The sequence below is a fragment of the Acinetobacter sp. 231_lipA genome, from assembly GCF_058243005.1.
On sequence record NZ_JBZAYU010000001.1, the window covers coordinates 2,675,936 to 2,694,301 of the forward strand.

At 42.2% G+C, this 18,366-nt stretch carries 15 protein-coding genes and 5 tRNA genes; 7 read left to right on the forward strand and 13 right to left on the reverse strand.

What is annotated here, in order from left to right; translation table 11 throughout:
* Window positions 1-9: 9 nt before the first annotated feature.
* The 4 genes from yejB (at window position 10) to AC4CUX_RS13130 (ending at window position 5,011) form a co-directional block, all read left to right on the forward strand.
* Window positions 10-1,071 carry a microcin C ABC transporter permease YejB gene (gene yejB, locus AC4CUX_RS13115; RefSeq protein ID WP_201950806.1) on the forward strand — a complete coding sequence of 354 codons (1,062 nt, stop codon included), beginning with the start codon at window positions 10-12 and terminating at the stop codon, window positions 1,069-1,071.
* A complete protein-coding gene (locus AC4CUX_RS13120; protein ID WP_201950807.1) occupies window positions 1,071-2,081 on the forward strand; it encodes an ABC transporter permease in 1,011 nt (336 codons plus the stop codon). The genes yejB and AC4CUX_RS13120 overlap by 1 nt, the downstream gene beginning before the upstream one ends.
* Window positions 2,059-3,648, forward strand: coding sequence for an ABC transporter ATP-binding protein (locus AC4CUX_RS13125; protein ID WP_201950808.1), 1,590 nt, complete (start codon window positions 2,059-2,061; stop codon window positions 3,646-3,648). The genes AC4CUX_RS13120 and AC4CUX_RS13125 overlap by 23 nt, the downstream gene beginning before the upstream one ends.
* A gap of 118 nt (window positions 3,649-3,766) precedes the next feature.
* Entirely contained in the window at window positions 3,767-5,011 is a 1,245-nt protein-coding gene (locus AC4CUX_RS13130) for an NADH:flavin oxidoreductase/NADH oxidase family protein (RefSeq protein ID WP_125274806.1), read from the forward strand.
* Window positions 5,012-5,019: 8 nt separating this feature from the next.
* Here the strand turns inward: AC4CUX_RS13130 and AC4CUX_RS13135 are convergent, their stop codons facing one another.
* Complete coding sequence (locus AC4CUX_RS13135; protein ID WP_125274808.1) at window positions 5,020-5,685, reverse strand: glutathione binding-like protein; 666 nt, start codon at window positions 5,683-5,685, stop codon at window positions 5,020-5,022.
* 62 nt (window positions 5,686-5,747) lie between these two features.
* Here AC4CUX_RS13135 and AC4CUX_RS13140 point away from each other — a divergent pair, with 62 nt between their 5' ends.
* Window positions 5,748-6,356: a YiiX family permuted papain-like enzyme gene (locus AC4CUX_RS13140; RefSeq protein ID WP_125274810.1), complete on the forward strand. Its 609-nt coding sequence runs from the start codon at window positions 5,748-5,750 to the stop codon at window positions 6,354-6,356.
* Window positions 6,357-6,434: 78 nt separating this feature from the next.
* Here AC4CUX_RS13140 and AC4CUX_RS13145 read toward each other — a convergent pair.
* The 11 genes from AC4CUX_RS13145 to pyrC form a co-directional block, all read right to left on the reverse strand.
* Window positions 6,435-6,510: transfer RNA gene (locus AC4CUX_RS13145), tRNA-Glu, on the reverse strand.
* A gap of 47 nt (window positions 6,511-6,557) precedes the next feature.
* A tRNA-Glu gene (locus AC4CUX_RS13150) sits at window positions 6,558-6,633 on the reverse strand.
* A 24-nt stretch (window positions 6,634-6,657) separates the two neighbouring features.
* Window positions 6,658-6,733 (reverse strand) — tRNA-Glu (locus tag AC4CUX_RS13155).
* A 132-nt stretch (window positions 6,734-6,865) separates the two neighbouring features.
* On the reverse strand, window positions 6,866-7,771 hold the full coding sequence (locus tag AC4CUX_RS13160; protein WP_490792453.1) for an alpha/beta hydrolase: 906 nt from the start codon (window positions 7,769-7,771) through the stop codon (window positions 6,866-6,868).
* Window positions 7,772-7,850: 79 nt separating this feature from the next.
* Window positions 7,851-9,263, reverse strand: coding sequence for an amino acid permease (locus tag AC4CUX_RS13165; RefSeq protein WP_078388883.1), 1,413 nt, complete (start codon window positions 9,261-9,263; stop codon window positions 7,851-7,853).
* Window positions 9,264-9,372: 109 nt separating this feature from the next.
* Window positions 9,373-9,448: transfer RNA gene (locus AC4CUX_RS13170), tRNA-Glu, on the reverse strand.
* Window positions 9,449-9,623: 175 nt separating this feature from the next.
* Window positions 9,624-10,985: an amino acid permease gene (locus AC4CUX_RS13175; RefSeq protein WP_227556995.1), complete on the reverse strand. Its 1,362-nt coding sequence runs from the start codon at window positions 10,983-10,985 to the stop codon at window positions 9,624-9,626.
* Between the two features lie 193 nt (window positions 10,986-11,178).
* Complete coding sequence (locus AC4CUX_RS13180) at window positions 11,179-11,340, reverse strand: hypothetical protein (protein WP_171455598.1); 162 nt, start codon at window positions 11,338-11,340, stop codon at window positions 11,179-11,181.
* 125 nt (window positions 11,341-11,465) lie between these two features.
* A tRNA-Glu gene (locus AC4CUX_RS13185) sits at window positions 11,466-11,541 on the reverse strand.
* 20 nt (window positions 11,542-11,561) lie between these two features.
* Window positions 11,562-12,221, reverse strand: a complete 660-nt coding sequence (rnt, locus tag AC4CUX_RS13190) for a ribonuclease T (protein ID WP_005399764.1) — start codon at window positions 12,219-12,221, stop codon at window positions 11,562-11,564.
* Window positions 12,206-13,240, reverse strand: coding sequence for a dihydroorotase (pyrC, locus tag AC4CUX_RS13195; RefSeq protein ID WP_010326368.1), 1,035 nt, complete (start codon window positions 13,238-13,240; stop codon window positions 12,206-12,208). The genes rnt and pyrC overlap by 16 nt, the downstream gene beginning before the upstream one ends.
* A gap of 151 nt (window positions 13,241-13,391) precedes the next feature.
* On the opposite strand from pyrC, the gene AC4CUX_RS13200 reads away from it, so the two are divergent.
* Window positions 13,392-14,654 carry a GGDEF domain-containing protein gene (locus tag AC4CUX_RS13200; protein ID WP_195728857.1) on the forward strand — a complete coding sequence of 421 codons (1,263 nt, stop codon included), beginning with the start codon at window positions 13,392-13,394 and terminating at the stop codon, window positions 14,652-14,654.
* Window positions 14,655-14,707: 53 nt separating this feature from the next.
* Here the strand turns inward: AC4CUX_RS13200 and argG are convergent, their stop codons facing one another.
* Window positions 14,708-16,051 (reverse strand): argininosuccinate synthase, encoded by a 1,344-nt coding sequence (argG, locus tag AC4CUX_RS13205; RefSeq protein ID WP_004694013.1) that lies wholly within the window; start codon window positions 16,049-16,051, stop codon window positions 14,708-14,710.
* A 626-nt stretch (window positions 16,052-16,677) separates the two neighbouring features.
* Between argG and lldP the strand changes: the two genes are divergently transcribed.
* The gene (lldP, locus tag AC4CUX_RS13210; protein ID WP_171054209.1) at window positions 16,678-18,345 is read left to right on the forward strand and encodes an L-lactate permease; all 1,668 of its coding nucleotides are present in this window, start codon (window positions 16,678-16,680) and stop codon (window positions 18,343-18,345) included.
* Window positions 18,346-18,366 lie beyond the last annotated feature (21 nt).

Sequence of the window (18,366 nt, forward strand, 5' to 3'; positions counted from 1 at the left end):
GTTTTTGAGATGCGTATGTATATATTCAAAAGGCTGTTGCTGATCGTTCCGACCTTATTTCTGATTTTACTGATCAATTTTGCTGTGATCCAAATTGCACCCGGTGGTCCTGTTGAGCAAGCCATTCAGCAAGCGGAAGCTATGCAAACTTTGGGTAATCTGCGCAGTGCAGGTGGAGGCTCAAATGTCTATCAAGGCGCGCAAGGACTCAGTGATGAAATGCTCGCAAAGATCAAAGCACATTATGGTTTTGATCAGCCTATGCATATACGCTTTTTTGAAATGGTAAAAAATTATGCGCAACTGGACTTCGGTACAAGCTTTTTTAAAGACCAGCCCGTTACAGCGCTGATTAAGGATAAATTACCTGTATCCGTGTCCTTGGGATTGTGGAGTGCTTTGCTGATTTATCTGATTTCCATTCCTTTGGGCATCAAAAAAGCCCGATTGCATGGCACAGTGTTTGATCAGTCTACATCGTTACTGTTGGCAGTGGCCTATGCAATTCCTGCGTTTATTTTTGCAATTCTCCTGATTGTATTTTTTGCAGGCGGTTCTTATTTCCAATGGTTCCCCTTACAAGGTTTGGTCTCGGAAAATTTTGCGGATTTGTCGTTATGGGGCAAAATTAAAGATTATTTTTGGCACATGGCTTTACCGCTTTTGGCGATGGTGATGGGTGGCTTTGCCACAGTGACTTATCTCACCAAGTATTCGTTTGTGGAAGAGCTCAGCAAGCCTTATGTGCTGACGGCACGTTCCAAAGGCCTGACTGAGTCTCAAGTGTTGTATGGTCATGTGTTTCGCAATGCGATATTGATTGTGGTAGCAGGCTTACCTGAAGCTTTAATCGCTTACTTCTTTGTGGGCAATTTATTTATTGAGATCATATTTAATCTGGATGGTTTAGGCCTATTGGGCTTTGAAGCCATTGTGCAGCGTGACTATCCTGTGATTTTTGGCATATTGTTCATTTTTACTTTGTTGGGCTTGCTGCTGCGTTTAATTGGCGATGTGTTGTATCAGCTGATTGATCCGCGAATACATTTTGATTCGCAAGGGAGAGGCTGATGTCACCTATTTTACATGCAGGTTTCAAACGATTTAAGCAAAATAGGCTCGGTCTCAGTTGTTGTATTTTATTTCTTTGTGTTTTTGTACTGTCTTTAGCTGCAGAGCTGATCGCGAATGATAAACCGCTGTTGGTAAGGTATGATCAGACCTTATATTTTCCAGTATTGAAACACTATCCTGAAACGACTTTTGGCGGTGTTTTCGAAACTGAAACTGAATATAAAGATCCAGTGGTACAACAGCTGATTCAAGCAAAAGGTTGGGTTGTTTGGCCGTTGATCCAATATTCATATCAAACTCCCAATGTAGATTTGACTATCCCTGTACCGTCACCACCCACGATGCAAAATTGGCTCGGGACAGATGACCAAGGTCGTGATGTCTTGGCACGCGTGTTGTATGGTTTACGTGTCTCATTGCTGTTCGGTTTTATTTTGACTTTCAGTTCAGCTGTACTGGGCATAGTGATTGGAGCAATACAAGGTTATTACGGTGGTTGGATCGATTTAATCGGGCAGCGCATTTTAGAAGTGTGGGGTGGGTTACCTATGCTGTTCTTGGTGATGATTTTAGTCAGTATGTTTAGCCCAAATATTTACTGGCTGTTTTTAATCATGCTGTTATTCAGTTGGACAATTTTAGTTCCACTGGTACGTGCTGAGTTTTTAAGGGCACGTCAGTTGGACTATGTCCGTGCCGCGCGAAGTTTGGGTGTGACCAACCGAGCCATTATTTTTCGGCATATTTTACCCAACGCGATCAGCTCGAGTCTGTCACAACTGCCTTTTATCTTAACTGCCAATATTACAGCGCTAACAGCACTGGATTTCTTGGGTTATGGTCTACCGCCTGATGCGGCATCATTGGGCGAGCTTTTGTTACAAGGGAAGAATAATTTAAATGCACCATGGTTAGCACTGTCTGGCTTTTTCAGCTTAGCCATTGTGCTTGCGTTGTTGATGTATATCGGGGAGGCTTTGCGCGATGCATTTGACCCTAGACGATAATAGGACTGCTCACATACTTAAAGTGAATACACTGCGCATTCAAAGTGCAGAACGGGTATTGGTCGATCAGCTCAGTTTTGAACTGTATGCTGGGCAGACTTTGGCGCTGGTTGGAGAGAGTGGTTCAGGAAAATCGATCAGTGCTTTAGCCTTGATGGGTTTATTGCCGAAAGCATTGCAAGTGCACGGCTCAGTACTGTTAGACGGAAAAGAGCTACTAGAGTTAAACGATGCACAATTTAGGTCGATTCGTGGGCAAAAAATCGCAATGGTTTTTCAAGAGCCGATGACTGCCTTGAATTCTTTGCATCGGGTGGAAAAGATCATTGCCGAGACTTTGTGGTTACAGGGCTGGTCTAAAATGCAAGCTCGGCAACGTGTAATTGCCTTGCTGGAGGATGTGGGCATTCCAAATCCTGAAAGTGTGTTGCAGCGTTTTCCTTATGAGCTGTCTGGCGGGCAGCGTCAGCGGGTCATGATTGCCATGGCACTGGTGCAAGAGCCTGATATTTTGATTGCCGATGAACCCACCACAGCACTAGATGTCATGCTGCAAGTTCAAATTTTAGACTTGCTGAAGTCTTTACAACAGCGCCATAACATGGCCATGATTTTGATTAGCCATGACCTCAACTTGGTGAAACACTATGCTGATGATGCCGTGGTCATCCATCAAGGTAAGGTCGTAGAGCAAGGGGCGGTTGCGCAGATTTTTGAGCAGTCGCAGTCTACTTATACTCAAAACTTACTCAATCATTCTTTTGGTCAAGCCATTAATGTACAAGATGCAGCACCTTTGCTCTGCTTAAAACAACTTGAGGTTAAATTTCCGATTAAAAAAGGCTGGTTTAATCGCACGACACAGTATCTTGCTGCGGTTGAAGCTTTGGACTTGAGCTTGGCTCAAGGGCATTCGTTGGGAATTGTTGGGGAAAGTGGTGCAGGCAAAAGTTCTTTGGCACTGGCTGTAGCAAGGTTGATTGAAAGTCGAGGGCGGATTCTGTTTGGAGAACATGATTTAAACCAACTTTCGCAAAAAGCATTACGTCCGCTTCGCGGTGATTTTCAAATCGTGTTTCAAGACCCGTTTGCAAGTTTGAATCCACGCATGAGTGTTGAACAAATCATTGCAGAAGGTTTGACTTTAAAACCTTTGTCTTCATTTGAGAGGACGCAATGTGTTGAGAATGTCTTAACTCAGGTGGAGTTGCCAGTTATATTTAAAAGCTATTACGCGCATGAGCTATCCGGTGGACAGAGACAGCGTGTGGCTTTGGCACGAGCCTTGGTGCTTCAACCGAAACTATTGATTTTAGATGAACCAACTTCGGCCTTAGACCGAAGCACGCAGCGTTCGATTGTGGCGTTATTACGCCGCCTACAACACGAGCAGGGTATGAGCTATTTGTTTATTAGCCATGACTTACAAGTGGTACGTGCACTCTGCCAACAAGTTTTGGTTTTGCGACATGCCAAAGTAGTGGAATTGCAAGCCACTGAACAACTTTTTGAGCAACCGCAGTCTGACTATACGCGTCAATTGATTCAAGCCAGTCAGTATCAGTAAAATCATTTTCTAAATAAAAGATCAGAAATTTTGACAAAATGAATTGTCAAATTCTCTTGACTGTAGCCAAAAAACACATAGAGTAAAAACACTAAAAAATATTAAAGGATGAATTTTCATGAGCCAGCTTGCAAGCGCAATCGACATTGGGCAGGTCCATTTTAAAAATAAGATGATTAAAGGGGCAATGAGTGAAGCACTGGCTAATCATGCTGGCCAGCCGAATCATTTGCACTTAGGCTTGTATGAGGCTTGGGCAAAAGGAGGCCTAGGCTGTGCCATTACAGGTAATGTGATGGTGGACTTCCGAGCTAAAAATGAGCCAGGCGTGGTGGTGATTGAAACCGAGCGTGACTTAGAACCACTAAAACAATGGGCTGCGATTGGTAAAAAACATGGCATGGTGCAATTGGTACAGTTGTCACATCCGGGCCGTCAATGTCCTAAGGGCTTAAATAAGGAAACGGTTGCACCTTCAGCAGTACCATTTAGTCCCGCTTTATCAATGAGTTTTGGAACGCCGCGAGCGCTTCGTGAAGATGAAATCCTTGATATTATCCAGCGCTTTGCAACTTCAGCTGCCATTTGTGAGAAAGCAGGCTTTGAAGGCGTGCAATTACATGGTGCACATGGTTATCTAATTAGTCAGTTTTTATCGCCGTTGACCAATAAACGCCAAGATCAATGGGGTGGCTCTGCTGAAAACCGCATGCGTTTTTTATTGGAAATTTATAAAGCAGTACGTGCAGCGACTTCAGAGCAGTTTATTATTTCGGTCAAACTCAACTCGGCAGATTTTCAGCGTGGTGGAATCTCGGAAGAAGATGTCATTGCGACATTTAAAGCGATTGATGCGGCTGGGATTGATTTGATTGAAATTTCAGGTGGTAGCTACGAAGCACCTGCCATGGCTGGGGTGAAGCAAGAAAAACGTAAAGCGTCGACCATTGCACGTGAGGCTTATTTTTTAGAGTTTGCTGAAAAAATTCGTGAACAAGTCCAGTGTAAGTTGATGGTGACAGGTGGTTTTCGTACTGCTGCGGGTATGAGCGCAGCCTTAGAAAGTGGCGCGTGTGACTTTATTGGGATGGCGCGTCCATTTGCGGTTGAACCCGACGTGACCAATCGTTTAATTGCAGGGCAAGATGTACGTTATGCAGTCGATAAGATCAAAACAGGCATTTCAATGATCGATAAAATGGCGATTATGGAAGTGATCTGGTATGCCGCGCAATTTAAGGATATCGCAGAAGGTAAACAACCAAATCCGAAACTGTCACCGCTCAAAGTGTTTTTTAATTATTTAAAAGGCAATGTAAAGGCGGTGATTAAAGGGCAAGTCAACTCTAGAAAGTCAGCTTAAGCATAGCATTACTGCGTGATAGACCAATAGTGTTCAAAATCAGAAGCAGACCATTGCCCATGTGCCATAGCAGCATCGAAGGCAGGTCTGCTTTGTATTTGGGTGAAATAGTGTTGAATGGCCTGATACTGAGCAAACTGCGGTGTGGCATAACTGGCTGCATAGAGTGGAAACCACATTAGTATATCCGCATAACTAAACACATCGCCTGCAAAGTATGCATACGCGCTTAAGTGGGTATCAATTTCTTTAAGTTGTCGATGTAGCTCAGGGTTTAAATAAGCATAATTGAATGCGCTTTGAAAGGCCAAACTCACAAAACGTACAACCAAAGGTGTTTGTTGCTTAATGTGTTGGAAAACTTGTTTCAATGCCAAATTGGGCATGAGACTGACATCGCTATAACGACTATAAAAACAGAAGTTCCAATACTGTGTATGGTCATGGGGAATAATCAACTTCTGGTGTCGTTGGCATAAATATTCTACGATTGCGCTGCTTTCCGTAAGTCGTATCGTCTGAGTATTATGTGGAATGTCGAGCGTTGGAAATTTCAGATTTGTTTGTCTAGCTTGTGTTGCATCATACAGTTTGAGTTCATAAGAAAGCTCAAGTTCCTCGAGTAGCCAAAGAATACGCTGTGAACGTGAGTTTTGAAGATGATGTAAGATCATAAAGATTTTTAGTTTTAAGTGATTGATCGTGTCTATAAAAAGAAGAATAAAGGAAATCTAGGATGAAAAATAGAAATGTTGTGATTTTAAGTGCTGTTTTACTGTTGGTAAGTCCTCAACTGCTATGGGCGAATATGTCCTATCAAACGGGCGATATTATTTTTCATGTTTCGAAGTCTCAGCAAAGTTTAGGGATACAAAAAGCGACCAAGTCTCGTTATAGCCATATGGGTTTAATTGTTAATAAAGATGGAAAAGCATGGGTTTTAGAGGCAGTTCAGCCTGTGAAATATACAGCACTTCAGCAGTGGATTGATCGCGGGGTAGAGCGGCATTATGTGGTGAAGCGTTTTAAAACGAATTTGACTGTTCAGCAAAAGCAGCAACTAAGCAAGAACGCAGAACAATACTTAGGCCAGCCTTATGATCTTTATTTTGAGTGGGACAATCGTGCTTTATATTGCTCAGAAATAGTCTGGAAGGCCTATCATGATGCTTTAGGTATTGAGTTGGCTCCGTTATCCAAACTGAAGCAATTTGATTTAAGTTCGTCTGAAGTCAAGCAACTCATGCAACAGCGATATGGGCAAAACATTCCCTTGAATGAAACTGTGATTGCACCACAGACTATTTTTGCCTCGACCGCTTTGGTTGAAGTCGATCGTAAATGAACAGGGAATAAAAAAGCCCAAGTCATCATGCTTGGGCTTTTTTATGAGATGACTATAGAAAAAAATCAATCTCAAATATGGCGTCCCTACGGGGATTCGAACCCCGGTTACCGCCGTGAAAGGGCGATGTCCTAGGCCTCTAGACGATAGGGACAGTACAGAAGTGATGTTTTAAAACCGATTACTTTTGATCTTAAGTAATGGCGTCCCTACGGGGATTCGAACCCCGGTTACCGCCGTGAAAGGGCGATGTCCTAGGCCTCTAGACGATAGGGACTTAATAAAACTTTACTTCTGAAATTGGCGTCCCTACGGGGATTCGAACCCCGGTTACCGCCGTGAAAGGGCGATGTCCTAGGCCTCTAGACGATAGGGACGTTTCAGAGGTGGGCGTATATTAGGTCGAAAACAGAGGGGTGTCAAACGCTTTTCTCTAAATAATTCCAGTTTTAAGTGTTGAGTGCATAAATTTAAAACAATCTAGATAAAATGATTAAAAATCATATGATTTAAGCCGATTTTTTAAGCAAACTTAGCAAGTTGTTGATGAACTCGGGATGGTGTAAATAGCCTTCGATTAGATGAGGATGAGCAAGATCGGTGGTGATTTGCTTGTTGATAATGGCGGGTGTAAAAGCAAACGGTTTTTGGTTCAGTGGAAAAGCACTCAGAAAATCAGCATCTGAATAAAAATTGATCCAATCGCCATATAAAGCTGCAGGCCGTTGAATAGGTTGCTGCAAATGACACTGAATAACGCGAAAGGCAAGTGGTGAACCGAGGGTAATTAGTGCTTGAATCTTAAGTTCGGGGTGTTGAATTAAATAAATATAGGCAATCACGCTGCCTAGAGAGTGGGCAATCACAATATTGGGTTTCGTACCGTGTAAGTGCTCATGCAGACGCGTATGCACGGTGTGGATGAAGTGTGGATTGGATAAATATAGATACGCTTCCATCAAAAAACGATGAATAAAGCTACTATGCAGCTCTGGGAAGTGGTTGATTAAACTAGCTAACTCACGTAAGGCCAGATCTTTGCCGAGGAGGCTAATGTATTTAATTTTATTATTGAATGAGAGTTCATCTGAAATTGTGAGCTGAGGGTTTTTAGAAATTTCAGCTTGATGTTCGATATTGGGTGCAGCGGTGTGCGTCAGGTGAATAGGATGTAAAAAAGAAAAAGGAGACCAATGTTGTGGCATGAGGGTGCTGGCATTGAGGGTGTTTTCTAAATGCTGACGTGTTAGAAGATCTCCATAAAAGGCCAGCCAACTGTGCCGCTGAAGATAGGGAAGGTCATCTGCGCGGCCAAGTTCGCTCAGTACCTGTTGTAAGATCACAAGCCAATGTTTAAGCAGGGTACGTGCAGTCTTGTGCTGCTGATTCATCCCATGAATCCATACAATATTCATCGTGCATGCACCGATGATGTACTTGATCAAAACAGTATAAAAAAAGAGCGACCGAAGTCGCTCTTTTTAACAATACGGATTAAGTTTTCTTGTGATAAAAGGTGTAATAACTGGCATAACATACTGCAATAAACAATAAACAACCAAAGAAACTAATACGCATACTTGGATCAAACACCATGCTGACGCAGGTGATAAAGCAGAAGATAAAGCCAAGGATTGGCACAATAGGAAACAGGGGTGCTGCAAAACCTAATTCTTCTTTTTTACGTCCTTGTTTATACCATTGGCGACGGAAGTTAAATTGGCTTAAGCAAATACTCATCCAAACGACGACCATGGTAAACGCTGCAATACCCAGTAAATTGGTAAAAATGGCTTCAGGTGCAAACTGTTCAGACAGTAAACCTGGCATACCCCCAATCATGGTCACGATGACTGCCACATAAGGGACACCACGTGCATTGATTTTTGAGAAGACTGCTGGTAACTGCTTTTGGTAAGATAACGACCACATCATACGCGAAGCGGCAAATAGTCCTGAGTTCGCAGCAGATAGCAACGCAGTGATAATCACAAAACGAATGATATCTTCAGCATAAGGAATGCCAATGTGTTGGAATACGGTTACAAATGGACTGCTACTCACGCCTTCAGCTGCTAAACCTGCTTCTTGATGCGGAAGGAGTGAAGTCACGACCAAGATGGTACCCACAAAGAAAATCAATAAGCGGAAAATCGCAGTATTGATGGCTTTGGGTACATTCTTAGCAGGATCTTTGGTTTCACCCGCAGCAACACCAATCAGCTCTGTACCAGAAAATGCAAAGTTCACGATCAACATGGTGGTAAAGATAGGGAACAAGCCTTCTGGGAACCAACCCTGAGCCGTTAAGTTGCTAAATAAAGGCGCAGCTTCATAGCCTCTGTAGCCAATCACGCCAAAAATAGCGAGTAGACCCAATAAAATAAAAATAACAACGGTGATAACTTTGACTAAAGCCAACCAAAACTCAGATTCTGCGAACCATTTGGTCGAGATCATATTTAAACTAAATACAAAAGCACCAAATATTAAGGTCCACATCCACATTGAACTATCTGGAAACCACTCCTGCATGAGCAGTGCAGCAGCTGTAAACTCGGTTCCTAGCGTGACCGACCACGTTAGCCAGTACAGCCATGTGATGGTATAACCTGTACCTGGTCCGATGTAGCGTTTGGCATAGGCGCCAAATGAGCCAGACTCAGGCATATGAACAGCAAGTTCCCCTAAACACAGCATGACCATATATGCAATGATCCCGCCGAGGAAATAAGAAATAATGGCACCTACAGGCCCCGTTTGTGCAATGACTTCACCCGATCCTAAAAATAGGCCAGTCCCGATTGCGCCACCAAGCGAAATCATAACCAGATGTCGAGTACTCATAGCGCGTTTTAAAGGCGCAGAATTGCCCTGATGCGAAGCATCATTCGGAGATGAGTGCATAAGCGTTAATAAGTTCAGGAATGAAGCGGGCTATTGTAGTGAAAAACTGCAAATCTGCAATGAAATAATAATAATTATGAATAAGTGTTGATCGGATAAGATCAAGATATGGCGTCCCTACGGGGATTCGAACCCCGGTTACCGCCGTGAAAGGGCGATGTCCTAGGCCTCTAGACGATAGGGACGTTGCGAGGTGATGCGTATATTAAGGATTAAAGGCCTATTTGTCAAAAGGGTTTTTGCTCTGTGATGGTTGAAAGTTCAAACATTAGGCAAAACAAGTAATTAAATTGAATGAATTTTTTATTGCTGCAAAAGTGAGCCCAAAAAATAAGCTTGAGCTCACTTTGCTGAAGGTACTTAGTTTTTATTATGATAGAGCCAATAGTAACTAGCATAGCAAGCCGCCATAAAGAGTAAGCAGCCAATAAAACCTGAAAGCATTTCAGGGTCAGCCGCCATACTTAAGCCTGTTGCTGTACAGCAGATAAAGCCTAGGATCGGAACCAACGGATACCAAGGGGTACGGAATTTCAGCTCCGATAAAGCCCGACCTTGCTTTAACCATTGGCGACGAAAGTTAAACTGACTCCAGCAAATACTCATCCAGACAATCACCATGGTAAATGCTGCGACACCCATCAAGTTCTTAAAAATGACATCTGCACCAAACTGCTCTGAGAGTAAGCCCGGCAAGCCACCAATCATGGTGACCCAAATGGCAATATAAGGCACGCCAGATTTACTTACTTTAGCAAAAAGCTTGGGGAGTTGGTTTTGTGAGGACAGGGCCCACATCATGCGTGATGCAGCATATAAGCCTGAGTTCGCGGTTGATAATAATGCCGTGATAATCACAAAACGGATAAAGTCTTCGGCATAGGGAATGCCCATTTGGGTGAATACAGTCACAAATGGACTGCTGCTTAAGCCGCCATGTCCACCTACTTGCAAACCTGTGTTGGTGTAGTTAAGTAGCGAACTGATGACAATGATAGTACCAACAAAGAAAATAATGAGGCGCCAAACCGCGGCATGAATGGCTTTGGGTACATTTTTTTCTGGGTTTTCAGTTTCACCTGCGGCAATGCCAATCATTTCTGTGCCATTAAAAGCGAAATTCACAATTAATAAGGTGGTAAACAAAGGAATAAGGCCATTTGGTAGCCAGCCCTGTGCGGTTAAGTTGTTAAATAAGGGTGCAGATTCATACCCCTGAAAAGGGATGATACCGAAAATACAGGCAAAGCCTAATAGAATGAGAATAAGTACAGTTGCGACTTTAATCATGGAGAGCCAAAACTCAGACTCTGCAAAGGCTCGTGTTGAACTGAGGTTTGAAATCAGGACGCCACTGGCAAAGATCAGTGTCCATAACCAGATCGACGTTTGTGGGAACCATTCCTGTACCAAAATGGCTGCTGCGGTAAATTCGGTACCGAGTGTTGCCGACCAGCCGAGCCAGTACATCCACGACACCATATAACCTGTGCCAGGGCCAATATAAAGTGTTGCAAAGGCACCAAATGAACCAGAAACAGGCAAATGTACTGCAAGCTCTCCAAGGCAAAGCATGACCATATATGCGATCAACCCGCCAATAATATAAGCCAGCACAGCACCAAGAGGGCCTGCCTGAGAGATCACTTCGCCTGAGCCCATGAACAGGCCTGTACCAATGGCACCACCAAGCGATAACATGATCAGGTGGCGTGTGCTCATGGCACGTTTTAATGAGGTATTTTACGGTGAATCAGTTGAAGACCGCGAAGGCGGCGTTGCAGATTGCATAGAAAATCAAACAATGGGCTTAAAGTTATATTCTAGTTTTTAATAAGATGAAAAATCACGTGAATTGAAATTTTCTAATGAAATCTCAGTATTAATTTAAAAAACAAATGTTTAAAGTCGACTTTTAGTGGTCAGGTGTTGGATAAGAAGGGCTGTTCTCAGCACTTGGGTGTATTTCTTCTGCAACAGGGTCTTGTTTGGTGTTGTTGGTTCCTTGTTGGACAAACCATAGATAAAAAATAGAAGGTGATAGAATCAATAAAAAGATTAAAAATTTCTTAAACATAACAATCAACCTTGAAAAACACGAAGCATCGTATAACTAGCGCATGGTTAAAATTGAAATGAAATATCGGTGTTCAATTAGAACTGATTAAATGAAAAGTGGTGTTTTCTAGAAATAGAATAAGATGGCGTCCCTACGGGGATTCGAACCCCGGTTACCGCCGTGAAAGGGCGATGTCCTAGGCCTCTAGACGATAGGGACGTTGCGAGGATGGCGGTATCCTATTGATCCGCCACCAGAGTGTCAAGTAGGTGCGGCGCGAGTTTGTTCAAAATATAACAGAACAGTTCGGCGGTCTTTTGAGTGTCGTATAAAGCCGAGTGGGCCTCTCTACCATCGAACTCAATCCCTGCTTGAATACATGACTTCGCAAGAACGGTTTGACCAAACATCACAGCACTTAAGGTGACGGTGTCAAATACAGAGAAACTGTGAAATGGGTTTTGATTTTTAGTCCCTGTACGTGCAATCGCTGCCTGTACAAAGCCTAAATCAAAGTGGGCGTTATGACCGACCAAGACCGCATGTGTACAGTTCTGTTGGCGACGGACTTCATTGACGGCTTTAAAAATACGTTTTAATGCTGTTTTTTCGTCTTCAGCCATAGCCATGCGCATGGGGTTAAAGGGATCAATACCAATAAAGTCTAATGAGCGACGGTCTAGATTTGCACCTTCGAATGGGTTGATATGCGCATGATGTGCAGGACCCGGTACAAATTGACCTTCTTCATTATAAATAATCGGAATTGCGGCAATTTCCAATAAGGCATCGGTCTGTGCATTAAAACCTGCTGTTTCAACATCGACAACAACAGGTAGAAAACCACGGAAACGCTGACCAATTATTGGCAATGTTTCATTTGTCACACTTTTCTCCATTGAATGGTTTTACCCGCATACAGCGGAATAATTTGTTCACCATCCAAATAGTCTAAACTCTCAGGGATGACTTGGTCTTCTTTTACCAGTGTAATTGTTGAAGTATTGCGCGGTAGACCGTAGAAGTCTGCACCAAAGTGGCTGGCAAAACCTTCAAGGCGTTCAAGTTTACCCACTTGATCGAATGCTTGAGCATAAAGTTCAATTGCCGTTGGTGCGCTGTAGCAGCCTGCACATCCACATGCATTTTCTTTAGCATTTTTAGAGTGTGGTGCACTGTCTGTGCCTAAGAAAAACTTAGGGTTGGCACTGGTCGCAACTTCGAGCAAAGTTTGCTGATGCGTTTGGCGTTTTAAAATGGGTAAGCAATAGAAGTGCGGTTTAATGCCACCAACCAACATATCATTACGGTTAAACAGTAAATGCTGCGGAGTAATGGTTGCAGCCACATTGCGGTCTTGTTCTAAAACAAAGTTGGCCGCTTCACTGGTCGTAATGTGTTCTAAAACCAACTTCAGTTTTGGAAATTGTTTTAGCAGCGGAGAAAGAACTTCGTCTAAGAAACGTTTTTCACGATCGAAAATATCGACATGATTGTGTGTAACTTCGCCATGCAGAAGTAATGGAACCTGATGTTCTTCAAGTTGCTCAATGACAGCATAGACTTTACGAATGTCACTTACGCCATTGTCTGAATTGGTGGTCGCGCCAGCAGGGTAGAGTTTAATCGCATTTACAAACTCAGAGTTTTTAATTTTCTTGACTTCTTCAGGCGAAGTTGTGTCAGTAAAATACAACACCATACGTGGGTCGAAGGCATTGCCTTCTGGTACGTGCGCCATGATGCGTTCTCGGTACGCATTCGCTTCCTCAACCGTTTTAACGGGAGGTACGGTATTTGGCATACAAATAGCGCGTGAAAACTGTTGGGCTAAATCGGGAACCGTACGTTGTAATGCAAGACCATCACGAAGGTGAGCGTGCCAGTCATCTGGCTGGAGAATCGTAATCGTATTCAAGGCGATTTCTGTCAAAGAAATAAAACAGATGATAATGCATATACGCCAAAAATGGTAATGACAAATAAAGGCATCTTGTCTGATTATTATGATTCATCTTTGTAAATTTGTGTTATTTTTAAGCAACCACAAGAATTAAATCTGGTCTGGTATGGAATATAAATACAACCTCGCCAAACTTCAGTACGATAAAGAAAAAATGGAAGAGCTGATTACACGACATAACCGTCGTATTGGTCAGGTTTTTCCTCAGAAATTAGAACAAGAGTTTTGGCGATTAAACTTAGAGCGCGCGCGTCGTAATATTAATGACTTTCTTTGGTCTGGTGTTTTGGCTTATTTTATTTTTGCCATTTTCACGATTCCGGGGGATTACTGGATTATTGAACAGTCTCATTTTAAACAAGATTTTATTCATTGCTTACTGGGATTGCTGAATGGTGCTGTCTGTCTTTTGTTCCTTTATGTTTTTTCACATTTTACCAAGCTGAAGCCTTTTTTTGCTTATGCAGCCATGTTTGCTGTGTTTTGGGCTGTGGTCTCTACGACTTGGTTGACCATGTCGGTGCATACTGAAGCTTTGCGTCATCAAGCGATGATGATCATCTGCATGATTTATGTCTTGGGGTATTTGCTGACTGGAGTAAAACCAGGATATATTTTTATCACTGGCGTAGTGGCTGCTGGGGTTTCATTTTTAGTCCTGATCTCGACTTTGGTCAAGTTTGATGCGATCGTGATGGGGCGTGTGATGCTTGGTAGCTGTTTGCTGGGGTATATCATTAGTCGTATGATTTATGCTCGCGAGCGCATCATTTTTTTAAATATTCGCCGCGCTAAAATTAGTGAAAAAATACATCGAATACATACTTCAGAATTGCTGCATTTGAGTCAGAATGATGAGCTGACGAAGATATCAAATCGGCGTAATTTTGACGAAATGATGGATACTTATTATGAGCAATCACGTCAGGATGAAACACCCTTGTCGATTTTGTTTATTGATGTTGATTTTTTCAAAAAATATAACGACTGTTATGGTCACCAAAAGGGCGATGATGTGATTTCATCGATTGCAAAGTCTATTAAAAATGCGATTCGGCATATGGATTTTGTGGCGCGTTATGGTGGCGAAGAATTCGTAGTTTTATTGCCAGAAACCGATGCACATGGCGCTTATGCGGTTGCTTCGAATATTTACCGAGCGATTGAGCGGTTGGAAATTCCGCATGAAATGTCTGAAGTATCGCCATTTGTCACCATTAGTTTAGGGATTACAGTCTTTAAAGGCGAGGTCGATTTGAGCAAAGTCGAGTTGCTAGGGATCGCAGATCAGGCTTTATACCGTGCCAAGCAATTAGGACGTAATCAGATTTATTATCAGCCTTTAACCACTTCTACTTGTACGGAATAAATCACTGAATAAAAAAACCGCTCTTATGAGCGGTTTTTTGACATTCAACAAACTTATTTGTTTTTGTCTTTTAACTGTGGAACAGCAGAACCAGTACCGACTGCAAGTAAACCAGTATTGGTATAAATACCAAGTTTCGCACGAGTATCGGTAATGTCCAAGTTACGCATAGTTAACTGACCAATACGGTCCATTGGCGTAAACATTGAATCGCCTTTCTCCATCGTCAAACGCTCAGCTTCATAAGTGAGGTTTTCAGACTCTGTGTTCATGATGGTGTAGTCATTACCACGACGAAGCTCTAAAGTCACAGTACCTGTGATGGCTTTCGCAACCCAACGCTGTGCAGTTTCACGAAGCATTAATGCTTGAGAGTCGAACCAACGACCTTGGTAAAGTAAACGACCTAAACGTAGACCGTTAATACGGTATTGTTCAATCGTGTCTTCGTTATGAATACCTGTAACCAAGCGCTCATAAGCAATATGTAGAAGTGCCATACCTGGTGCTTCATAAATACCGCGAGATTTTGCTTCAATAATACGGTTTTCGATTTGGTCAGACATACCTAGACCATGACGACCACCAATACGGTTGGCTTCAAGGATGAACTCAACAGGGTCTTCGATACGTTGACCATTGATTGCAACAGGGAAGCCTTCTTCAAAAGTAATCGATACTTCTTCAGCTTTAACTTCTACGTCGTCTTTCCAGAATGCAACACCCATGATTGGGTCAACAATTTTGATCCCTGCATTGAGGTATTCAAGATCTTTTGCTTCGTGGGTCGCACCCAACATGTTTGAGTCAGTTGAATACGCTTTTTCTTTTGACATTTTGTAGTCAAAGCCGTTGTCGATCAAGAATTGCGACATTTCAGCACGGCCACCTAATTCATCAATAAACGTTTGGTCTAACCAAGGTTTATAGATTTTAAGTGCAGGGTTGGTCAACAAACCATAACGGTAGAAACGTTCAATATCGTTTCCTTTATATGTTGAACCATCGCCCCAGATGTTTACATCATCTTCTTTCATTGCGGTAACAAGCATAGTCCCTGTTACTGCACGACCCAATGGCGTCGTGTTGAAATACGGTACACCACCAGTTGAAATGTGGAACGCACCACATTGAATTGCAGCAATACCTTCAAGTGCAAGCTGTAAACGGCAGTCAACTAAGCGAGCTTTTACTGCGCCATACGCTTCCGCTTTTTTTGGAATCGCATCGTAGTCGTCTTCATCAGGCTGACCTAAGTTTGCTGTATAAGCATAAGGTTCTGCGCCTTTTTGTTTCATCCACAAAAGTGCAGCTGAAGTATCTAGACCACCAGAGAAGGCAATACCAACTTTTTTGCCAACTGGGACATTCTGCAAGATAGTTGCATTATCAGTCATTGTTAATCCTAACGATATAAATATAGGCACCGAGAATGGGTGGCCTGAAAGAATAAATATGTCCGCGATTGTAGCACTTTTCCAAATGGTTTTTCTAAAAAATCATAGGGCTTTAAAAATATTAAAGCTCATGTGCATATCGATACTGTTGAAAAATTTCTGGAGAAAATCGGTTTCTATATTGTGTGCTCACTTTTTGTCTTTTTAGAAGATGTTTAGGCTGTAAATTAATCAGAAAAGTGGGGAAGTTGGTTTGGTTTTAAATTGGTATGATCAATATTGTGTGATTTTTCCATTTTTTGAGTATTAAGCTGGATTTAAGTTCGGTGATTATTTTTTATATTATTAGACTAAAGTCTAAAATTGGCATTATTTTCATAAAAATATCAGTAAAAACAATGATATTAATTTGATTGAAATATGATCTAGTTTATGAAGGTAGTCAATATTGGTCATACCAATATTAACTTTTAATTGAAGTTTTACTTCATTTTAAATCAAAATAAGCCAAGCATAAGTCATTATTGGTTTGTTTCTCTTTACGGTTGCTTATATTGGTCTGTCCAATATTGGCAAAAGTGCCAATAATATGCTCAAAATTAAATCTTAGTAAGCATTTCAAGGAGATGACAATGCTTCAATGGCAGCAAATGTATGACCCGATGGGGAATATTTGGATTTCAAGTCTAATTGCACTGATTCCGATTATATTCTTCTTTTTGGCGCTCGCGGTATTTCGTTTAAAAGGCAGTGTGGCAGGTACGATCACTGTTGTACTTGCACTTCTTGTCTCTTTATTTGCCTATAAGATGCCGGTGCTGATGGCATTCGCATCGATGGCTTATGGTTTCCTCTACGGTTTATGGCCGATTGCATGGATTATTATTGGTGCGGTATTCCTGTATAAAATTTCAGTGAAGACAGGCCAGTTTGACATCATTCGTTCTTCTATTCTCTCAATTACTGAAGATCAGCGCTTACAAATGCTGTTGGTGGGTTTTGCTTTCGGTACTTTCTTAGAGGGTGCTGCAGGCTTTGGTGCTCCTGTGGCGATTACCGCAGCATTATTAGTCGGTTTAGGCTTTAAACCGTTATATGCAGCAGGTCTCTGTCTAATCGTAAACACAGCACCTGTGGCTTTTGGTGCAATGGGTATTCCAATTATTGTTGCTGGACAAGTCTCTGGTGTTGATACGATGGAAATCAGCCAAATGGTGGGCCGTCAGCTACCATTTATGGTGCCAATCGTGTTGTTCTGGATTATGGCAATTATGGACGGCTGGCGCGGTGTTAAAGAAACATGGCCTGCAGTTGTGGTGGGTGCAAGTAGCTTTGCAATTGCACAATACCTAACTTCTAACTTTGTCGGTCCAGAATTACCCGATATTACGGCTGCAATTGCATCCTTGGTTTCTTTAACGATTTTGTTTAAATACTGGCAGCCAAAGCACATTTTCCGTTTTGCAGATCAAGATGCAACGATGAGTGAAGATGTGGCTGCACAAAAACAGCAAAAATACACTGTAGGACAAATTGCAAAAGCATGGTCTCCATTCGCGATTTTAACTGTGATGGTGACGATCTGGAGTGTGAAACCGTTTAAGGATTTATTTGCCAAAGACGGTGCATTGCATGATCTCGTGATTTCAATCAAAGTGCCATTTTTGCATCAAATGATTCAAAAAATGCCACCAGTGGTTGCTGAAATTAAAGATTATGACGCGATTTACAAGTTTGATTGGATCTCGGCGACAGGAACTGCGATCTTTATTGCAGCATTGATCACCATTGCCTATTTGAAGATGAAACCGAAAGATGCTGTGGTAACTTTTGGTGAAACTCTGAATGAGTTGAAAGTTCCCATTTATTCAATTGGTATGGTGTTGTCTTTTGCTTTTATCGCAAACTATTCGGGTATGTCTTCGACCTTGGCTTTGGCCCTTGCACATACAGGTTCAGCATTTACGTTCTTCTCGCCTTTCTTGGGTTGGTTGGGTGTATTCCTCACGGGTTCAGATACTTCTGCCAATGCACTGTTTTCAGCACTTCAAGCCACTACGGCTCAGCAAATTGGTGTGCCAGAAGTTTTACTGGTGGCAGCAAATACCAGTGGTGGTGTGACCGGTAAGATGATTTCACCTCAATCGATTGCGATTGCGTGTGCGGCGGTAGGACTGGTTGGTAAAGAGTCTGATTTATTCCGTTTTACCTTAAAACACAGTATAACGTTCACAATTATGATGGGTATTATGATTACTCTACAAGCCTATGTGTTCCCATGGATGATTCCATAACACAAATTGTGTATCAACGTT

What these genes read in the sequence shown, in the direction of transcription:
- yejB (WP_201950806.1), top strand. Translation starts at nt 10, where the DNA reads ATGCGTATGTATATATTCAAAAGGCTGTTGCTGATCGTTCCGACCTTA.
- AC4CUX_RS13120 (WP_201950807.1), top strand. Translation starts at nt 1,071, where the DNA reads ATGTCACCTATTTTACATGCAGGTTTCAAACGATTTAAGCAAAATAGG.
- AC4CUX_RS13125 (WP_201950808.1), top strand. Translation starts at nt 2,059, where the DNA reads ATGCATTTGACCCTAGACGATAATAGGACTGCTCACATACTTAAAGTG.
- AC4CUX_RS13130 (WP_125274806.1), top strand. Translation starts at nt 3,767, where the DNA reads ATGAGCCAGCTTGCAAGCGCAATCGACATTGGGCAGGTCCATTTTAAA.
- AC4CUX_RS13135 (WP_125274808.1), bottom strand. Translation starts at nt 5,685, where the DNA reads ATGATCTTACATCATCTTCAAAACTCACGTTCACAGCGTATTCTTTGG.
- AC4CUX_RS13140 (WP_125274810.1), top strand. Translation starts at nt 5,748, where the DNA reads ATGAAAAATAGAAATGTTGTGATTTTAAGTGCTGTTTTACTGTTGGTA.
- AC4CUX_RS13160 (WP_490792453.1), bottom strand. Translation starts at nt 7,771, where the DNA reads ATGAATATTGTATGGATTCATGGGATGAATCAGCAGCACAAGACTGCA.
- AC4CUX_RS13165 (WP_078388883.1), bottom strand. Translation starts at nt 9,263, where the DNA reads ATGCACTCATCTCCGAATGATGCTTCGCATCAGGGCAATTCTGCGCCT.
- AC4CUX_RS13175 (WP_227556995.1), bottom strand. Translation starts at nt 10,985, where the DNA reads ATGAGCACACGCCACCTGATCATGTTATCGCTTGGTGGTGCCATTGGT.
- AC4CUX_RS13180 (WP_171455598.1), bottom strand. Translation starts at nt 11,340, where the DNA reads ATGTTTAAGAAATTTTTAATCTTTTTATTGATTCTATCACCTTCTATT.
- rnt (WP_005399764.1), bottom strand. Translation starts at nt 12,221, where the DNA reads ATGGAGAAAAGTGTGACAAATGAAACATTGCCAATAATTGGTCAGCGT.
- AC4CUX_RS13200 (WP_195728857.1), top strand. Translation starts at nt 13,392, where the DNA reads ATGGAATATAAATACAACCTCGCCAAACTTCAGTACGATAAAGAAAAA.
- argG (WP_004694013.1), bottom strand. Translation starts at nt 16,051, where the DNA reads ATGACTGATAATGCAACTATCTTGCAGAATGTCCCAGTTGGCAAAAAA.
- lldP (WP_171054209.1), top strand. Translation starts at nt 16,678, where the DNA reads ATGACAATGCTTCAATGGCAGCAAATGTATGACCCGATGGGGAATATT.